Source organism: Actinoallomurus oryzae (assembly GCF_039541955.1).
Classification (GTDB): domain Bacteria; phylum Actinomycetota; class Actinomycetes; order Streptosporangiales; family Streptosporangiaceae; genus Actinoallomurus; species Actinoallomurus oryzae.
This window is the reverse complement of sequence record NZ_BAABHF010000042.1, coordinates 61,244-76,779: the sequence shown is the minus strand read 5'-3', so window position 1 is coordinate 76,779 and position 15,536 is coordinate 61,244. Positions and strand designations below refer to the sequence as shown.

The window sequence follows — 15,536 nt, the reverse complement described above, 5'->3', positions numbered from 1 at the left end:
CACCATGGGTCATCGTGGTTCTCCGGGCCAACCGGCACAGGACACGACCTCAAATCCCCGGCTGGGGAAAACGGCGTCCATGAAGAAGTCGTGCATGGCCGGGTCACCATCGGCGCAACCGTCGCGCAGCACGGTCACCTCGTAGCCACGGTCTGCCGCGTCGTAGCACGTCGCAGCCACCATTGCGCTGGTCGCGACTCCGGCGATCGCGAGAGTGTCGACGCCACCCGCGCGGAGCACAAGGTCAAGATCTGTGCCGGCGAACGCGCTGGCGCGGCGTTTCATCACGACGACGTCCTCGTCGGCGACCGGCAGATCGATCTCCGTTCCGGCCGATCCCTCGTGGAAGGCGTCCCCAGCTTCGAAGAACGTCCTGAACAGCGCGTTGCCCGGCGGCAAGTCGGCGCCGTTGACCCGGAAGGCGAAGTGCACGAACACAACGAGAGCACCGGCCGCGCGGGAGCAGTTCGGTGAGCGGCGGCACGACCTTCCTGGCGAACGGGTAACTGCTCGTGATGCCCTGCTGGACGTCACCGATGATCAGTGCGGTGGTCATGACAGGTTCCCTTCCAGTCTCTCCATCCGACGCCCTGCGGTGAGCAGGACAGCCGTTCCGGCGGCCCGCGCCGAACCGGTTCAGCATCACGTTGCTCGGCACCTCGATGAGGAAGTAGCCGATGAAGAACAGTCCTGCGGCGAGGCCAATGCCGATCTTGTGCCAGGTGCGGAGCGCAACGATCGGGGTGGGCGGACGCCCGAGCTTCATCTCTGGGATCACAGTAGAAGCAAGCTGAGATATCAGCAACCGCTATCGCGCTGCCCGCCGGCTGTCCGGTTCGCTGGCGCGGGTCTCGGGTCTTTCATCGTCAGGCCCAGGCTTCACGGCATTCAGGGCGGTCATGAGACGTGTGAGGAGGGGGCTCATGTCCCCGGCTCGCCAGACCAGGTGCAAGGTGGTGGCGGTACCCGCGAGTCGTCGAGGTGTCACGCCTTCCCGGTGCAGGACTCGATAGGAGTCGGCCATCACGGCGGCACCGAAACCGGCGGCGACCAGCGCGAGGATCGTCTGAACGGTCCGTCCTTGTGCGCCGATGCGCGGCACGATCCCGGCGTGGTGGCACAAGGAGGTGATCTCGTCGTACGCATGGGGCGCGGATTCGCGTGGCCACAGCACCAGGGAGTCTGGCCGAGTACGGACACCGGTGCCGGCTCACGGGTCCTGGCGAGCGGGTGCCCGGCCGGCAGGAAGAGGGCCAACGGCTCGCGCGCCCAGACCCGTATGGCGAGGCGAGCGTCGCGGACCGGTAGCCGCTGCACTGCCACGTCGAGGCTTCCGTCAAGGACGCCGGCCGACATCTCGGCGTCGTCGAACAGTTCCACCAGGGACAGGTCGACGTCGGGGAGTTCGGCTCGCAGTCGGCCGAGGGCGTCTCCCAACGCGCCATTGATTCCGGACCCGGCGAACCCCACCGTCAAGCGACCGGTCCTGCCCTCGGCTGCCAGCCGTACGTCGTTCAGGGCGGCTTCGGCATCGGCCAGCATGCGCACGGCACGCCGGAGCAGCGCCTCGCCTGCGGCGGTCGGAATGAGGCCGCGGCCGGCGCGTACGAAGAGTTCGGCCCCCAAACGTCGTTCCAGGTCACGTAGCTGCCGGCTCAGGGTCGGCTGGGTCAGCCGTAGGCGGCGGGCGGCTCCGCTGATGGACCCCTCTTCGGCGATCGCGACCACATAACCCAGCAACCGTAGATCCATCCATACCTCCACAGCATGGGCGTCATATCGCCCGATGCCTCAAAGTAGGCACGTGGAGATCCTCCGGTAAAGAATGAAGTCGTCCCGATTCCCGGAGAATGCCGGAGCCGTCGTGAAACATCTTGGAGTTCTCGCGCACAGCACGGGGGGAGCCGCCCTTTGCTTCCTCACCTTCTGTGAGGAGGGATTCCGCCGGACCGGCCGCAATGAACATCCCGACGTCACCTTGGACTACATCGCCTTCGGGTACAGCATGCCCGCCTGGGACGCGGGGGATCACGCGAGCGTCCGGGCCACCCTGGCCACCAGCGCGCGGCGGCTCGCCCGGGCCGGCGCCGACTTCTTCGTATGTCCCGACAACACCGCCCACATGGCTCTGGAGGTGCCGGGACCGGACCTCCCACTGCCGGGTCTGCACATCGCCGAGGTCGTCGCGGACCAGGCCGCGGCCGAGGGGCGCGCACGCGTGGGCGTGCTGGGCACCAGGTACACGATGGACGGCCCGCTGTACCCGCGTGCGCTCGCCGCCCGCGGGATCGCCGCGGAGCTGCCGGACGCCGACGACCGCCACCTCGTCAACGAGGTCATCTTCACGGAACTGGTGAACGGCGTGATCAGCGATTCGTCGCGCCAGGCCTACCTCCGCGTCATCGAACGGCTGGCCGACCGAGGCTGCGACGCGATCGCGCTCGTCTGCACCGAGATCCCGTTGCTGATCACACCCGACGTCTCTCCCCTGCCGACCTTGGATTCAACCCGCCTGCTGGCCCGAGCGGCCTACGACGTCGCCGTTGGCGAGCGGGCGATGCCCGACTGGCACGGCGGCCCTCGATGAGCCTGAGGCGCCGCAGAGCAGAGCGTGAGATGTCAGATTTTGAACTTGCTACGGCTTATCCACGCGGATAAAGTTATCCGGTCGGATAACTTCCCCTGTGGCGGACTCACCTCCGCTTCGGCACCGTCCGGCTCACCACGCTTGACATCGCGGGCATCTCGTTCCCAGCGTTCAGGAGAATTTGATGATCGAAGGGTTGAGGATGGGAACGTTGCAGGGTAAGACGGCCGTGGTTACCGGAGGCTCCAGAGGAATCGGCCGGGCGATCGTGGAGCGGCTCGCACGCGAAGGCGCACACGTCGTGTTCAGCTACGCGAAGGACAAGGACCACGCCGTCGCAGTCGAGCAGACGGTTTCACGAGGCGGCGGCAGGGCTCATGGCATCCAGGCCGATTTCACCGATCCGGCCAATGCCGAACGGCTCATGAAGCAGGCCGATGACCTACTCGAGGGCCTCGATATATTGGTGAACAACGTGGCCCTGGCCTTCACCCCGACAACAATCGCCGATACCGACGAAGATCTTTATGACCAGGTCATGGCAACCAATACGAAGTCGACCTTTCTCACCATACGTTACGCTGCGCGGAATATGCGTGACGCGGGACGTATCATCAATATTTCCACCGTGAACACGGTACGGCCGGCCCCTGGCATAGCCATGTACACCGCGAGCAAGGGTGCGATCGAACAACTCACCGCGGCAGCCGCGATGGAATTGGGATCGCGCAGCATCACCGTGAACGCCGTGTCACCGGGATTCACCGATACCGATCTTCTGCGCGGCAGCAACAGTGAACAGGCGCTCGCGCAGATTCCCCGCCTCACTCCGCTCGGCCGAATCGGACAGCCGGCCGACATCGCCGACGTCGTCGCCTTCCTCGCCGGGCCGGACGGCCGTTGGCTCACCGGCCAAAATCTGCACGCCAATGGCGGTTTCGCGTAGCACAAATATCCGAGGCGTTGCTCTCTGGGGCGCGAGTTGTGAGGGTGAGCAGATGATGAAGGATTTTCCTGAGAGCTTGACCGTGCGCCGCCCGACGGTCGTGGATCACGCGCGGGTGCTCGCGGTGCTCGACTGTTGGTGGGACGGGTTCGGGGGTGAGGCCGGGTCGACGGAGCGGGCGCTGCTGTTGCCACGACTCTTCTTTCAGCATTTCGCCACGACCAGTTACTTGGCCGAACGGCCCGACGGTGACCTCGCCGCCTTCCTGATCGGTTTCTTCTCGCAGAGCGATCCAACGGTGGCCTACATCCATTTCGTCGGTGTCGATCCGGCCCTGCGCGGACGCGGTATAGCCACCGCCCTCTACCGAGCTTTCTTCGAGCAGGCGCGTACGCATGGTCGCCGTCACGTCCATTGCATCACCAGCCCTGGCAACACCACGTCTCGCGCCTTCCACGGCCGGCTCGGCTTCGAGATGCTGTCGGGGGTACCGGGCGTCGATGACCTGCCGGTTCAACCGGACTACGACGGCCCCGGACTCGACCGGGTCGTCTTCGCGCTCGATCTCGCTCAGCCGCAGGCCGGCGGCCGAGGCGACGAGCGCGTCGCAGCCCGGCCCGCACTGCGCCTGACGGTCCTGCCGACGGTGTTCGCCGTCGAACACCTCGCGGATCGTCGTCACCGCCGTGACGACTCTTGGCACGCACTCGTGCGTACGTCCGAGGGGCTTACCGTGATCAGAGAGGCATCCGGACAAACGGCCCCGGCGGACCGCTGGATCGGTATCTACGACGCCGACGCGGGACATGGCCTGGATGTCCCTGGTCTCCTGGCATCGGTTATCCAGCCGCTGGCCGAGGCCGGAGTACCGGTATTCGTCGCCTCTACCTACCAAGCCGATCTGGTATTGACGCCCGAGTCGCAGCGCGACCGCGCGGTCACCGCCTTGCAGGCCGCCGGCCACGAGATCGTCTCCCAGGATCCGGCCGGAAGTGCCCAGGCCGACGATCGCCACGTCCGAATGGTCTGATGGCTGCCTTGAGCCCGTGAGATCGGTGGTCGTCAGCGCCAATGACGATCTCCTAGCATCGTGGCTTCCGCACCCCCGTCGGCGAAGATGATCTGTCCGGTGACGAAGCGGTTGTCCGCGCCGGCGAGCCAGCAGATGAGCTCGGCGACCCACTGTGGCCGCCCGGGAAAACCACCGAACGGTTGCGGCGCCGCGGTCTCCACGGCGGTGCGCACGTCTTCGCTCGCCAGGATCCAGGCGGCGGCAGGTGTGTCGACGACGCCGGGTGCGACCGCATTGAGGGCGATGCCGACCCCCGCCCATTCGGGCGTCGGTGCGGCTCCGCGCACCCAGCGATTCAACGCGCGCTTGGCGATGCCGTAGGCGCCGGTGGGTCCACCGATGGACGACTCCGCCTCGACGAGGGCGACGGCGGCGGCCTCGTCACCGTCGAGACATGCCTGAACCAAGCGCTCGTCGGCAGGGTCCAGCGAAGCGGTCGACGACACGGCCACGGCCCGGGGTGCCTCGCTCTGCGCGAGCAGCGGTCGTAGCCCTTCGAGCGTCGCGACCGTACCGAAATAGTTCGTCTCGAGAAGCCCCGTCCTGCCGCCCCCGGCGATGGCGAGCACCGCGTCGATGGGCCCACGCTCGGTCACCTGATCGACCAACGCCTGCCGGCCGAAAGGCGTGGACAGGTCCGCCTGGATGTCGGCCTCGCCGAGGTCACAACCGATGACCTCGGCGCCGCGCTCGCGGAGCAGCGCCGCGGTCGCGGCCCCGATGCCCGACGCCGAGCCGGTCACGACGTACGTACGCCCGGCGACCCCTGTGTACGTCATTGCTGTTCCTCTTGTTTCCGCCCCGGCCCGCCCTCGCGTGTCAGGACTCTTCTCGCGTGCAGCGGTCGAAGAGTTCGACCAGTTCGCCGGCGCATACGCCGGGGTCGAGGCCGGCGGACAGCAGCGTGGCCGCGCTGTCGATCGAGGCTCTCAGCGCCGCCGCCATGACCTGCGGGTCGAATGAGCGGAAGGCGCCGGTGCGCTGTCCGTCGGCGAAGAGGCGGGCCAGCCGGTTCACCGACTCGATGTGGTGCCGCTCCCAGTCGCCCAGACCGCCGTTGAGCAAGATCTGCCGCAGCGCCCGCACCTGCGGCGCGTGGTCCGCGATGAACGCCACATTCGCCCGGATGACGGTGGCGAGAAGCTCGCGAGCGCCGGTCGCGGCCTCGATGGCGGACCGCATGAAGGTCTCACCGTCGGCGACGATCTGGTCGGCGACGGCCGCGAACAACGCGTCTTTGCTGGAGAAGTGGTAGGTGATCAACCGCTTGCTGCTGAGCCCGGCCTCCTGGCAGATGGCCTCGAAGGTGGTCGCTTGGTAGCCGCGCTCGGCGAGCAGAGCGATCGCGGCGCGGATGATCTGCTCCCTGCGGGCCGCCGTCGCCGCCTGACGGGTGGTCATGACCATGGCGCCGTAGCGCCGTACCGCGATGTTGCCGCCGATGAGCGCCACGACGCCGAGCGTGGCGATCGGGACGACCGCCACAGCGTCGAAGAGGGCGCGAACGCGCCGTAAAGGTTATTATCCATGCGGATAACGTTATCCGCATGGATAAAGCATGGCAACCAATCGCCGGGATGCCGGACCAGGACACTCCACCGTTCGGCACGGCATGCCATCGGCTCTGAACCTTGTAGGAGGGAACATTCAGTTCGGGCTCTCGGCCTGGTGACCGCGGCGGCGTTGCCCATGGCGGGTCTTGCCGCCCTGCGTTCCTTGCGCGCGGCCGGGCTGAGTTCGGGGAAGCGGGTCCTGGTCACCGGCGCATCGGGCGGTGTCGGCCGGTTCGCCGTGCAGCTGGCGGCGCACGCAGGCGCCCACGTGATCGCCTCTGTCGGCTCGGCCGGCCGCAGGGAGGGACCGGCCAAGGCGGGTGCCGCCGAAGTCCTGATCGGGCTGGCGAACCTCGACCAGCTGGTCGACATTGTGATCGACAACGTCGGCGGTCCGCAGCTCGTCGAAGCGTGGAGCACGCTCGCGCCGGGAGGAAGTCTGCAGAGCGTCGGCTGGACCTCTGGTCAGCCGGCCGCCTTCCCGGCGTACTCGACGATCGGACCGGCCAAATCATTGACCTCGTTCGTCAACGAACGCGAGTTCGCCGCGGACCTGGCCATCCTCGTCCAGCTTGTCGCCGAGGGCGCCCTCCGCGCTGAGATCGGCTGGCACGGATCGTGGGAAGACGTTGCGGAGGCGACCAAGGCGCTGCGCGGGCGGCAGGTCAACGGCAAGGCCGTCCTGGACATCGACACCCACGGCCGTCGACACGCAGAGCCGAAGGAGCGGGCGGCGATGTTGCGGGCACCGATACACCTCACCGGCTTCACCTGTACCTATTTGTTGAGACTGGCCGATGTCAGCGCGGCAGAATGACTTCCGTGGGGAATTCCGAGATGGACGACTCAAAGACGCCCTCGGGGACGAATTACGATCGCCTGGCGCTGTTGGCGTACGTGATCTTGTGGGACCTGAAACCGGCGCACCGAATTGAGCAGGCGGTGAGTATCGTACGGCGGTGCGTTCCCTGGCGGGAGAGCAACAGTGTGCGGCGGCGCGTGCTGAAGCGCTGTATCCGCACGCCGTGGGGTACCTCGTACCGTTCACGCGCCCGGCTGGGGATGCGGCCGACCGGCGCCGCGCTCGACTCCGGATTGGCCAGCGCGATCCGGCGGCTGGGCCGTGAGGAACGTGTCGCGTACGTCCTGCAGCGGGTGGAGGGCCTGAACGCTGAGGAAACGGCGGCGGAACTGCGGCGCCTGCACGTGTCGGATATCGACAGTGCGGTCCACCGGTCGCTCAAGTCCGTCGATACCGATACGGAACTCAACCCTGAAGAGCAGCGCGCGGCGATCCTCGGCCTGGATCTGGAGACGGTCGCCGTTTCCCCGCGGTGGTCCCCGCGCCCCGCCCGGATCCGGCTGGCCGCACTGCTCGCGGGCGCGTTGGCCGTGGTCGTCGTCGGCGTGGTGCTGGGATGGCCGGGAAAGAAGGCTCCGTTGCGTGTGAACGCCCGAGCCGGCACGTATATCGCCTCCCTCTCCGGATGGCCGGCCCAAGGCGACCGTGTGCATGACCGCGCGTTGCTCGGCCGGGCGCGTGACGCGTGGGAGGGCGTGCCCGCCCTCCCGGCCGAGGACGGAGAACGGTACGGATCCGTGAAGCTGCGCGGCCTCCGCGAAGTGCCCCATCCCCGGCCTGCACCGGGCACGCTCATCGTGCTGTTCGCCGGCACCGTCGGGCCCGGCCGGAGCGTGCTGCTCTTCGACGGCGCACTCTTGGCCCTGTATTCCGAGGGCACGAGCGACGGCAAATCCCTGACCGTCGAAACCACCCTTCCGTTAGCACACCTCGGCCCGCTGGCCGTCAGCCCGCCGGTCGCCGGGGGAACAAGACAGGCCTACCTGCTACCACCTGACACGGTCCGCGCGGAGGTCGCAACGCTCGCGGACACGCGACCGACATGGCAGACCGCGACGCCGCGAAACGGCGTGATCACCATGCCGGACCGCCAGAACTCCTCCAACTGCCGCCGGACGCTGTTCCACACCTCCTGGAAGTTGTCCTCCGGCCGCGTCGACAGCGACGTCTTCACCGGACTGGAGAACCCACTGACGACGACGCAGATCTCGTGGACCTCGCCGGGCGCCAGAGAATTCGACGCGGCGCCCATCGACACCCGCCTGGTCCGCGATGTGATCTGCGACGACGATTCCTTCTCCGAGCGCAACCAACGATCCGTCACCGATGTAGACCTCGAGGCCATCTGGAATGGCGCACTGCCCGAGGGCCACCATCAGGCCGCGTTCGTAAGCCTCGCCGCCTTGTACGGCAGGGGGCAGCCCGACCCGCCGAAGGACCTGCCGATCGTGACCGAGGAAACCCAAACTCTGTTCGTCGACCAACCGCCCAACGCTCCTGGCATAACGAAGATCGTCGAAAGCGAGAGCGGCAGCGGAATCATCGCCGGCGTCGCCGGAGACACCGCGTATGCGACAGCCTCCTGGCACGCACCGTCCGGCCGCTGGTACCTGATTGCGGGCGGCACGCCGAAGATCGCCCGGATACGGGCCTGGGGCAAGCACGAGCAGAAGGCGAAGGGACGCACACTGATCCTCCGCGGCCCGAAATCCCACGGCAGCAAGGCCCCAGACTGGAGCACGAGCGTCGACGCCGAGACCAAAACCGGCGAACCGGGGGAATCTCAGTGAAGCCCTGCTTCCGGAGGTTTGCGCGTGGCGGTCCGTGACGGCGCGGAACGACGTACTCATCATGCCGGAGCAACGGGCCGCCTGCGGTTTCCCGCTCCCGTCGCGCGATTCTAAGGACCGTCACCCCTCCAACGTTGGGTCGTGTCAGGATTTCCTGACACTGCGCACCGAGCCTCCGCCCGTACACCGGTGCCGCACCGCTCCCCTGCGGCGGCTACCCCGGCCGGCGAATGCAGCACCACGCCGCCGGCGGCCTCGAACAGCAGCCCGTACACCAGGTACACCGATGCGTCGATCCGGCCCGAGCGAGTCGGAGTCGGTGGGCTACCACGTCGACCACTCCCGCCCCAGATCGGCGAACACGCCGCAGAGCCGGACCCGGTCCAAGGATCATCTGCTGCGCGACCAGTTTCCACGCTCAGCAGTTCAGATCACGAGCTTTCGGCGCTGACGCATCACGTTCCGGACCGTCCGTGATCACCCGGTGCAGCATCGCGGTAGGCCCGCGGCCACTGTCGTCGGCTGCCTGATCGGGGTCGGACTTCTGTAGTTGAACATCGTTCACCGCAGGGATCATCGTCTTCAGATCGCTGTTCTTCGTAGGAGAGTTGCATTTCCCGCCCAACCACGGAATCGCGATGATTCTGATCACGGCAATGATCTTTCGTCATTCAGCTTGCCGCGCCGGTTCAGCGCTGGGCACGGCCCACGAGGCTTGTAAACGGCTTTCCACGGAGCGCGATGCTGGCGATGCGGACGTTATCTTTAGTGACCGATCGAGCAAGGCGAGGCCTACGTGTCGGTTGCACGCTCATGCCTCGGACCGCTCGTGCCAGAGTGCCCGGTGTGGTGCTTGTTGAATTGAACAGGTCCGGAGCAGGCCGTCGGCCCACCACTGACGGACGCCTGGCGGCACAGCCAGCGAATCAGGCTTCACCTGGGCGTCTGGAGCGGGCGTTAGATTTGTCTTATGCGCAGTAGTCCGTTGGCGGCGCTTCAGCGCTGCAGGCGGCCACCGCTCGTGGTCGGGATGCTTGTCGCAGTGATGGGCGTCGTGGGTCCTGCTCTTCTCGCCGCTCGCCTCGTCGACACCGTGCCGGTGTACGCACTGGTTCTGGTATATCTGCCGGGCATTGTGGTCGTCGCCTCGACCTGGGGTGTCCGACTCGGGCTGACGATGGCGGTGACCGGGGCTCTCGCCGGCGGCCTCTTCCTCACTCCGCCGATGTGGAGTTCGCGGCCGGCACTCGTTCCGTGGCTGATCGTTCTGGCAATCCTTGTGATCGTCGCACTGCTCTGCGGCATCCAACGAAGCCGTGTCGACGAACTGCGGCATGTGGCGGATGAACAAAGCGCCCTACGTCGGCTGGCGACCATAATCGCCCAAGGAGCACCACCATCTCTGATGTTCGACGCCGTCGCCACCGAGATGGGCCGGGTCTTGGGCACGACCAACATCATCCTCACTCGTTATGAGCCAGATGGGACAATCGTCGCTCATGTAGGCGGCTGGGGCCAGAGTGACATCCTTCCCCGGGATTCGCGATGGAAGATCGAGGCAAACACGATTTCGGATCTGGTCCTGAAAAACAAAGCGCCTGTGCGGATGTCCACAGTGACCGGTACCGGACCGTTGTCGACCGCGTTGCGACAAGCTGGAGTGCTCTCTCGAGTCGCTTGTCCGATCACTGTGGGCGGGCACCTATGGGGTACAGCGATCGCCTACAGGACCACGCCAGAGCCCTTCCCGCCCGGCACCGAGGAGAAAATGAGCGCCTTCGCCGAACTGGCAGGCATCGCCATCGCGAACGCTCAGAGTAACGCCGACTTGAAGGCATCGCGTGCCCGGATCGTGACCGCTGCCGACGAGACACGCCGTCGTATCGAAAGGGACCTGCACGACGGTGCGCAACAGCGTCTGATCTCTCTCGGCCTAGCCGTGCGCGTCCTGCAGGCCACCCTGCCTGAGGGAATGGAACGGCTCGATAACGACCTGAATTACATTGCACACATCGCGGATGAGGCCACGTCGGAACTGCAGGAGATCGCTCATGGTCTACACCCGTCCGCCGTGACCAAAGGTGGCCTCAAACGCACCCTCATAACGCTTACGCGTCACTCGTCGATCCCAGTCGAATTGACCATTGATCTGGACCGTCGCCTGCCCGAACCCCTTGAGGTGAGCCTATACTACATCGCGTCTGAGGCCCTGACGAACATCGCCAAACACGCCCAGGCCTCTAACGCGATTATCGATCTTTCGGTGATTGGCACGACCGTCCAGCTCCGCGTCCACGACGACGGAATAGGCGGTGCTGATACGGCACAGGGCTCTGGCCTCACCGGGCTCTTGGACCGGGTCAATTCACTCGGTGGACGCCTCGACATCATCAGCCCCCCAGGCCAAGGAACAACATTGACCGCACAATTCCCCATCGAAGCAAACGATGACCTCTCCACCGGAGCCTCTCAGTTCTAGCTGTCACGGAACCAGGCTTTGATCCGGGTGTTATGGGCCCACCCCTCTGCGCCGCAGGCGGGCCAGCACGAGGGTGTGCAGCACGCAGTTGGCTTGCCGTTCGCCGCCGCGGTTGAGCCGGTGCCGCTGGGTCTTGCCGGAGGATGCCTCGACCGGGCTGCCCCCACACAGTGCGGCGAAGGATGCTTCGCCGTGCAGCCGCTCGGGGTTGTCACCGGCGGCCAGGAGCAACGCGGCGGCGGTGTTCGGACCGACTCCGTAGGTAGCGAGCAGTGCAGGGTTGTGGGTGGCCAGAACGGCGTTCGTCTGGGCGTCGAGGTCGAAAGTTCAACGACTTCGACACCCCACCGGGAGCCGGCCACCCGCACCAGCTCGGGCAGGCCGACCGGGAGGACCTCGCGGGTCAGCACCCAGGTCCGCACGAGTGAAGGGCGAGGCCGCGCGGCCTCGCCCTTCACTCGTGCGGCCGAGACGGGTTCGTGGCCGAGGGGCCAATCCGCCGGACCGGGAGCGTTCAATACGTGCGCCATCCGTTCATAGCGCTCGGCGCATGAGCTATTTTATCCAGAGTTGTGTAGTAAAAGCCTGGTCGTAGCAGTAGTATTGCCAGCCCTCACGCTCGTACTGCTGGCCCGCATCCACGCACTCGAAACGGCTCGCATAGTTATCGACCAGTATCCACGGTGGGCCCGGCACGAATCCTGAGGAGCCGCCGATCTGCGGGGCGGCCGCCTGAGCGGTCGTACTCAGTCCGCTGACCGCCAGGATGGCGAGCCCGGCACTCACGGCTGCTTTGCGTAGTCGCATCTGCGTCTTCCTTTTCGATGAGGGGCGTTGGACTCGGATCGCGTCAGTCGTTCCACGCAATCGCTCGTGCTCACTCAATCCGCTGGAGAGCCGTTCAGCAGGTCAGTCCAGTGGTCGGTGAGTAAGGCGATTTGGCGGAGCGATCTTGCCGTCAAGAACGAATAATGACTATATAAGATGCCGCGTACAAGAGTTCTCGGCGAACTCTACGGTTCGTCTCCATAGATGCGACCGCTCGCTACTCTTCCCGCTCAGGACTTGACTGGGTTCTCACATGGTGAGATCGAGTGTGATGAGCGGGCGTGTACCGCTCGATTATTGGGTCACGCGGCCTTACCTGCGGTTATGCGGCGTCGTGATACTCGTTGATCAAGCCCGCGACGACGGGTTTTCGCCGGATACGGTGTAGGTCGATGGGTCCGGCTGCGCCCTGGAGCGGTTGGGCCTCGGTGTCCGGGGGCCGCTGGTGTCGGGATTGATGCGGCCTGTGCCGGTTGTAGTGGATCAGGTACTCGCGGAGGACCAGGAGCCGGTCCAGAAGTTCACGGCGGAGGGTGCCGATGACGCGTGCGCAGACGGCGTTCATCCGCGGAGTCTTCGGGAGGGTGGTGACGATCCGCAACTCTTCCGCCTTGAACACCTCACCGAAGGCAGCGATGAAGAGCGGATTACGATCAATAAGGAAACGCAGCGTTTCGATGCGCTCGCCCAGGTCCATGGCCAGAGTGCATTCGCCAGGAGATCCTGAAATGACCCTAGGAGGACCGTTGTTGCCGCTTCCTCCGCCAGCGTGCTCATTGTCGCCGGAGATGCCGTAACGGACTCTGGTAGGAGTCCGGCATGGATCTTCGCCACCCCGCCTCGATCGGCCTTGCTCACCCGATCAGGCCGTGCCCCGGCTAACGTCAGCTTAGTGACCGCCGACACTGTGTCATTCGAGTCCTCTGAGCGTCTGCGCGCCGATCTGGTCACCACGCTGAGAAAGCGAGGTTCGCTCCGCTCACCGGCGGTTGCTGCGGCGTTCGCGAAGGTCCCGCGCGAAAAGTTCGCTCCCGAGGCGCCCCTGTCGGCCGCGTACTCCGCCTACGACGTCATTGTCACCGAACGCGATGCCGCCGGTGAAGCGATCAGCTCGGTGAGTGCGCCGTGGCTGCAGGCCGAGATGCTCGAAGCCGCCCGGCTCAAACCCGGAGCGCGGGTACTCGAGATCGGTAGCGGAGGGTACAACGCCGCACTCATCGCCGAGGTCGTCGGCACCGAAGGCTCGGTGGTCACCGTCGACATCGACCCGTTCGTCACCGAGCGAGCGGCCCGCTTTCTCGCCCAGACCGGCCACCCGCACGTGAAGGTCATCCTAGGAGACGCCGAACACGCCGCCGGAGAATACGGCCCCTACGATGCGATCCTCGTCACGGCCGGGGCGTGGGACTGTCCGTGGGGGCATCTGCTCGCCCCCGGCGGCCGGATGGTCGTCCCGCTGTGCTTCGCCTCGATCACCCGCTCGATCACCTTCGTACGGGAGGGCGACCGGTTCATCGGACACGACCCGACGGTATGCGGATTCGTCCCGATCCAGGGTGCCGGAGCCCACGCCGAGCAGGCAGCCGTGCTGGCCGAAGGAGCCGTGAAGTTGACGATCGACGGCGGCCCCGCCCTGGACATCGCGGCGCTCGACCGAGCGTTGACCGACATCCGGACCGAGCTGTGGACCACCGTCACGGTCGGCAGCGGCAAGCCGTTCGACACCCTCCACCTATGGCTCGCGACCGTGACGGACGCCTTCGGCTGGATCTGGCCGAACCCAGACTGTGACTGCGACCTTATCAGCCCCGCGGTTCGCTGGTTCTGCCCCGCGCTCATCACACCTGACAGCTTCGCCTACCTGACCGTCCGCGATGCCCACAGCACCGACGAGGCGAAGGAACGACGACATCAGTTCGGTGTGTACGGGCACGGACGCCGCGGCGCCGAACTCGCCCAGCAACTCGCCGACCAAGTGGCGACCTGGGACCGCGATCGCAGGAACGGCCCCGGCCCGGGCTTCACCCTCTACCCCGCCGATGCGGCAGTCCCGGCCCCGGCTGTGGGCCGCATCTTCGCCAAACGCCGCACCCAGCTGGTCATGTCCTGGCCTGTTTGATTCGTGGTGGGTTTCTCCGTGTTCCCATGCCGCGCTGAGGGTTGGGCCGCCGTCCGGGGTCGCTACTTCGGGTAGGTCAGCTTCAGTGGCGCGGCGGGCGGGTGGTTGAGGTAGTCACCCCACGGGCACCCGGACGGGTGTGGGCACATCTCCAGCCAGGTATCGCAGTGCCAGCAGAGCAGCCCGCGGACCTGCATGGTCGCTGAGTTTGATCGATGAACAGCCCGATCCGGCTCCGGCAGGTCATGCACGCCGTCCCGAATGCTTCGATGAGCGCCTCGCGAATCTTACGGGTGCGGCTTCCGAGTCCCACGTAGGTCGGCCACTCTCCGAGCGCCTCCCGGACCGGGCAGCGCTGGGCGTTGGGGACCATCGATCACCATTTCGGTGAGCGTTACGGTCCAGCGGATCCGGTGGCTGCCGAACCGGCCTTTCTCACGCGGCACACCCCGCGGGGCTTGGACCCGGTGGGCATCGCCGTCGCTCCACCACGAGCATTCTGCCGGTGGCCACTGCGGGGGGACGCGGCAGACAGTGCAGCCTGTCTCCGCCCAGCTTTTAATGAATTTGACGTAATCAGGGGAGCCCGCAAGTTGGGGACCCTTCAGCAGGATATGACGGCGACTTCGACGTACTCGCCCGTCCGGCTCGTGTGTTCTCGCGGGCCGTCCGTGCCGCGTCGGTAGCATCGGCTGGCGTGGACAGGATGGTCATCATCGGCTGCGGTGGTAGCGGAAAGACCACCGTCGGCCGGAAACTGGGAGAACTCCTCGGAGTACAGGTCACCCACCTGGACGTCCTGTTCTACGACGAAGAGTGGAACACCCTGCCCAAGGAGGAGTTCGCCGCCATTCAGGAAAGACTCGTCGCCGAACCGAAATGGATCATCGACGGTAACTACAACTCCACCCTGCCGATCCGCCTGAAACGCGCGGACACCGTGATCTTCCTCGACCTGCCCGCGATCACCTGCCTATGGGGCATCGCTCAGCGGCGCTTCAAGCATGGTGGCGGCCAGAACGACAGCACCGGCGTCTACGACCGCCTCACATGGGACTTCACCAAGTACGTGTGGAAGTACCGCGCCACGATGGCACGCCAGGTCCGCGCCAACATCGACAAGCACGCCGGCCACGCCGACGTTCACATCCTGCGGTCCCGCCGAGCCGCCAACCGGTTCCTCGCCCAAGCCGCCGCAACGCTCAACCGTCCCTGCAGCTGACGCTTCCGCACGGGTGGCGATCCATGTCCACCACCGCCAACCCGTTCCTGGCCCGCCAAACCAGCCGAACCCATACAG

At 66.1% G+C, this 15,536-nt stretch carries 17 protein-coding genes and 1 pseudogene; 8 read left to right on the top strand and 10 right to left on the bottom strand.

Features of this window, described 5'->3' with window-relative positions:
- Window positions 1–9: 9 nt before the first annotated feature.
- The 3 genes from ABEA10_RS33310 to ABEA10_RS33305 form a co-directional block, all read right to left on the bottom strand.
- Window positions 10–432: a cysteine hydrolase family protein gene (locus ABEA10_RS33310; protein ID WP_345470745.1), complete on the bottom strand. Its 423-nt coding sequence runs from the start codon at window positions 430–432 to the stop codon at window positions 10–12.
- A gap of 376 nt (window positions 433–808) precedes the next feature.
- Entirely contained in the window at window positions 809–1,123 is a 315-nt protein-coding gene (locus ABEA10_RS51350; protein WP_425550992.1) for a LysR substrate-binding domain-containing protein, read from the bottom strand.
- On the bottom strand, window positions 1,024–1,752 hold the full coding sequence (locus ABEA10_RS33305) for a LysR family transcriptional regulator (RefSeq protein WP_345470742.1): 729 nt from the start codon (window positions 1,750–1,752) through the stop codon (window positions 1,024–1,026). The genes ABEA10_RS51350 and ABEA10_RS33305 overlap by 100 nt, the downstream gene beginning before the upstream one ends.
- Before the next feature lie 112 nt (window positions 1,753–1,864).
- Here ABEA10_RS33305 and ABEA10_RS33300 point away from each other — a divergent pair, with 112 nt between their 5' ends.
- The 3 genes from ABEA10_RS33300 to ABEA10_RS33290 all read left to right on the top strand — a co-directional run bounded on the left by ABEA10_RS33300 (window position 1,865) and on the right by ABEA10_RS33290 (window position 4,563).
- Window positions 1,865–2,587, top strand: a complete 723-nt coding sequence (locus tag ABEA10_RS33300) for an aspartate/glutamate racemase family protein (RefSeq protein ID WP_345470740.1) — start codon at window positions 1,865–1,867, stop codon at window positions 2,585–2,587.
- 184 nt (window positions 2,588–2,771) lie between these two features.
- Window positions 2,772–3,533: an SDR family NAD(P)-dependent oxidoreductase gene (locus tag ABEA10_RS33295; RefSeq protein ID WP_345470738.1), complete on the top strand. Its 762-nt coding sequence runs from the start codon at window positions 2,772–2,774 to the stop codon at window positions 3,531–3,533.
- A gap of 52 nt (window positions 3,534–3,585) precedes the next feature.
- Window positions 3,586–4,563: a GNAT family N-acetyltransferase gene (locus ABEA10_RS33290; RefSeq protein WP_345470735.1), complete on the top strand. Its 978-nt coding sequence runs from the start codon at window positions 3,586–3,588 to the stop codon at window positions 4,561–4,563.
- A gap of 32 nt (window positions 4,564–4,595) precedes the next feature.
- Here the strand turns inward: ABEA10_RS33290 and ABEA10_RS33285 are convergent, their stop codons facing one another.
- The gene (locus ABEA10_RS33285; protein ID WP_345470733.1) at window positions 4,596–5,348 is read right to left on the bottom strand and encodes an SDR family oxidoreductase; all 753 of its coding nucleotides are present in this window, start codon (window positions 5,346–5,348) and stop codon (window positions 4,596–4,598) included.
- A 76-nt stretch (window positions 5,349–5,424) separates the two neighbouring features.
- The gene (locus ABEA10_RS33280) at window positions 5,425–6,090 is read right to left on the bottom strand and encodes a TetR/AcrR family transcriptional regulator (protein WP_345470731.1); all 666 of its coding nucleotides are present in this window, start codon (window positions 6,088–6,090) and stop codon (window positions 5,425–5,427) included.
- A 183-nt stretch (window positions 6,091–6,273) separates the two neighbouring features.
- On the opposite strand from ABEA10_RS33280, the gene ABEA10_RS33275 reads away from it, so the two are divergent.
- A complete protein-coding gene (locus ABEA10_RS33275; protein ID WP_345470729.1) occupies window positions 6,274–6,975 on the top strand; it encodes a zinc-binding dehydrogenase in 702 nt (233 codons plus the stop codon).
- 20 nt (window positions 6,976–6,995) lie between these two features.
- Window positions 6,996–8,810 (top strand): RNA polymerase sigma factor sigma-70 region 4 domain-containing protein, encoded by a 1,815-nt coding sequence (locus ABEA10_RS33270; RefSeq protein ID WP_345470727.1) that lies wholly within the window; start codon window positions 6,996–6,998, stop codon window positions 8,808–8,810.
- Between the two features lie 418 nt (window positions 8,811–9,228).
- Here ABEA10_RS33270 and ABEA10_RS33265 read toward each other — a convergent pair whose 3' ends face one another.
- Window positions 9,229–9,462, bottom strand: a complete 234-nt coding sequence (locus ABEA10_RS33265; protein ID WP_345470725.1) for a hypothetical protein — start codon at window positions 9,460–9,462, stop codon at window positions 9,229–9,231.
- Between the two features lie 393 nt (window positions 9,463–9,855).
- Between ABEA10_RS33265 and ABEA10_RS33260 the strand changes: the two genes are divergently transcribed.
- Entirely contained in the window at window positions 9,856–11,289 is a 1,434-nt protein-coding gene (locus ABEA10_RS33260) for a GAF domain-containing sensor histidine kinase (RefSeq protein ID WP_345470940.1), read from the top strand.
- 51 nt (window positions 11,290–11,340) lie between these two features.
- On the opposite strand, the pseudogene ABEA10_RS33255 reads toward ABEA10_RS33260, so the two are convergent.
- From ABEA10_RS33255 to ABEA10_RS33245, 3 genes and pseudogenes are all read right to left on the bottom strand, one after another.
- Window positions 11,341–11,610, bottom strand: a pseudogene (locus ABEA10_RS33255) (transposase); the annotation flags it as partial.
- Window positions 11,611–11,844: 234 nt separating this feature from the next.
- Window positions 11,845–12,096, bottom strand: a complete 252-nt coding sequence (locus ABEA10_RS33250; RefSeq protein ID WP_345470723.1) for a hypothetical protein — start codon at window positions 12,094–12,096, stop codon at window positions 11,845–11,847.
- 343 nt (window positions 12,097–12,439) lie between these two features.
- On the bottom strand, window positions 12,440–12,814 hold the full coding sequence (locus ABEA10_RS33245; RefSeq protein WP_345470721.1) for an integrase core domain-containing protein: 375 nt from the start codon (window positions 12,812–12,814) through the stop codon (window positions 12,440–12,442).
- Window positions 12,815–12,967: 153 nt separating this feature from the next.
- On the opposite strand from ABEA10_RS33245, the gene fxlM reads away from it, so the two are divergent.
- The gene (gene fxlM / locus ABEA10_RS33240) at window positions 12,968–14,236 is read left to right on the top strand and encodes a methyltransferase, FxLD system (RefSeq protein WP_345470719.1); all 1,269 of its coding nucleotides are present in this window, start codon (window positions 12,968–12,970) and stop codon (window positions 14,234–14,236) included.
- Window positions 14,237–14,298: 62 nt separating this feature from the next.
- Here fxlM and ABEA10_RS33235 read toward each other — a convergent pair whose 3' ends face one another.
- On the bottom strand, window positions 14,299–14,433 hold the full coding sequence (locus ABEA10_RS33235; RefSeq protein ID WP_345470717.1) for a hypothetical protein: 135 nt from the start codon (window positions 14,431–14,433) through the stop codon (window positions 14,299–14,301).
- Between the two features lie 509 nt (window positions 14,434–14,942).
- Between ABEA10_RS33235 and ABEA10_RS33230 the strand changes: the two genes are divergently transcribed.
- A complete protein-coding gene (locus ABEA10_RS33230) occupies window positions 14,943–15,458 on the top strand; it encodes a P-loop NTPase family protein (RefSeq protein WP_345470938.1) in 516 nt (171 codons plus the stop codon).
- The last annotated feature ends 78 nt before the right edge of the window (window positions 15,459–15,536 follow it).

Bases quoted from the DNA above. Each gene is read 5' to 3' on its own strand.
- ABEA10_RS33305 (WP_345470742.1), bottom strand. From the start codon at position 1,752: ATGGATCTACGGTTGCTGGGTTATGTGGTCGCGATCGCCGAAGAGGGG.
- ABEA10_RS33295 (WP_345470738.1), top strand. From the start codon at position 2,772: ATGATCGAAGGGTTGAGGATGGGAACGTTGCAGGGTAAGACGGCCGTG.
- ABEA10_RS33290 (WP_345470735.1), top strand. From the start codon at position 3,586: ATGATGAAGGATTTTCCTGAGAGCTTGACCGTGCGCCGCCCGACGGTC.
- ABEA10_RS33270 (WP_345470727.1), top strand. From the start codon at position 6,996: ATGGACGACTCAAAGACGCCCTCGGGGACGAATTACGATCGCCTGGCG.
- ABEA10_RS33260 (WP_345470940.1), top strand. From the start codon at position 9,856: ATGGGCGTCGTGGGTCCTGCTCTTCTCGCCGCTCGCCTCGTCGACACC.
- ABEA10_RS33250 (WP_345470723.1), bottom strand. From the start codon at position 12,096: ATGCGACTACGCAAAGCAGCCGTGAGTGCCGGGCTCGCCATCCTGGCG.
- ABEA10_RS33245 (WP_345470721.1), bottom strand. From the start codon at position 12,814: ATGGACCTGGGCGAGCGCATCGAAACGCTGCGTTTCCTTATTGATCGT.
- ABEA10_RS33235 (WP_345470717.1), bottom strand. From the start codon at position 14,433: ATGCAGGTCCGCGGGCTGCTCTGCTGGCACTGCGATACCTGGCTGGAG.
- ABEA10_RS33230 (WP_345470938.1), top strand. From the start codon at position 14,943: ATGGTCATCATCGGCTGCGGTGGTAGCGGAAAGACCACCGTCGGCCGG.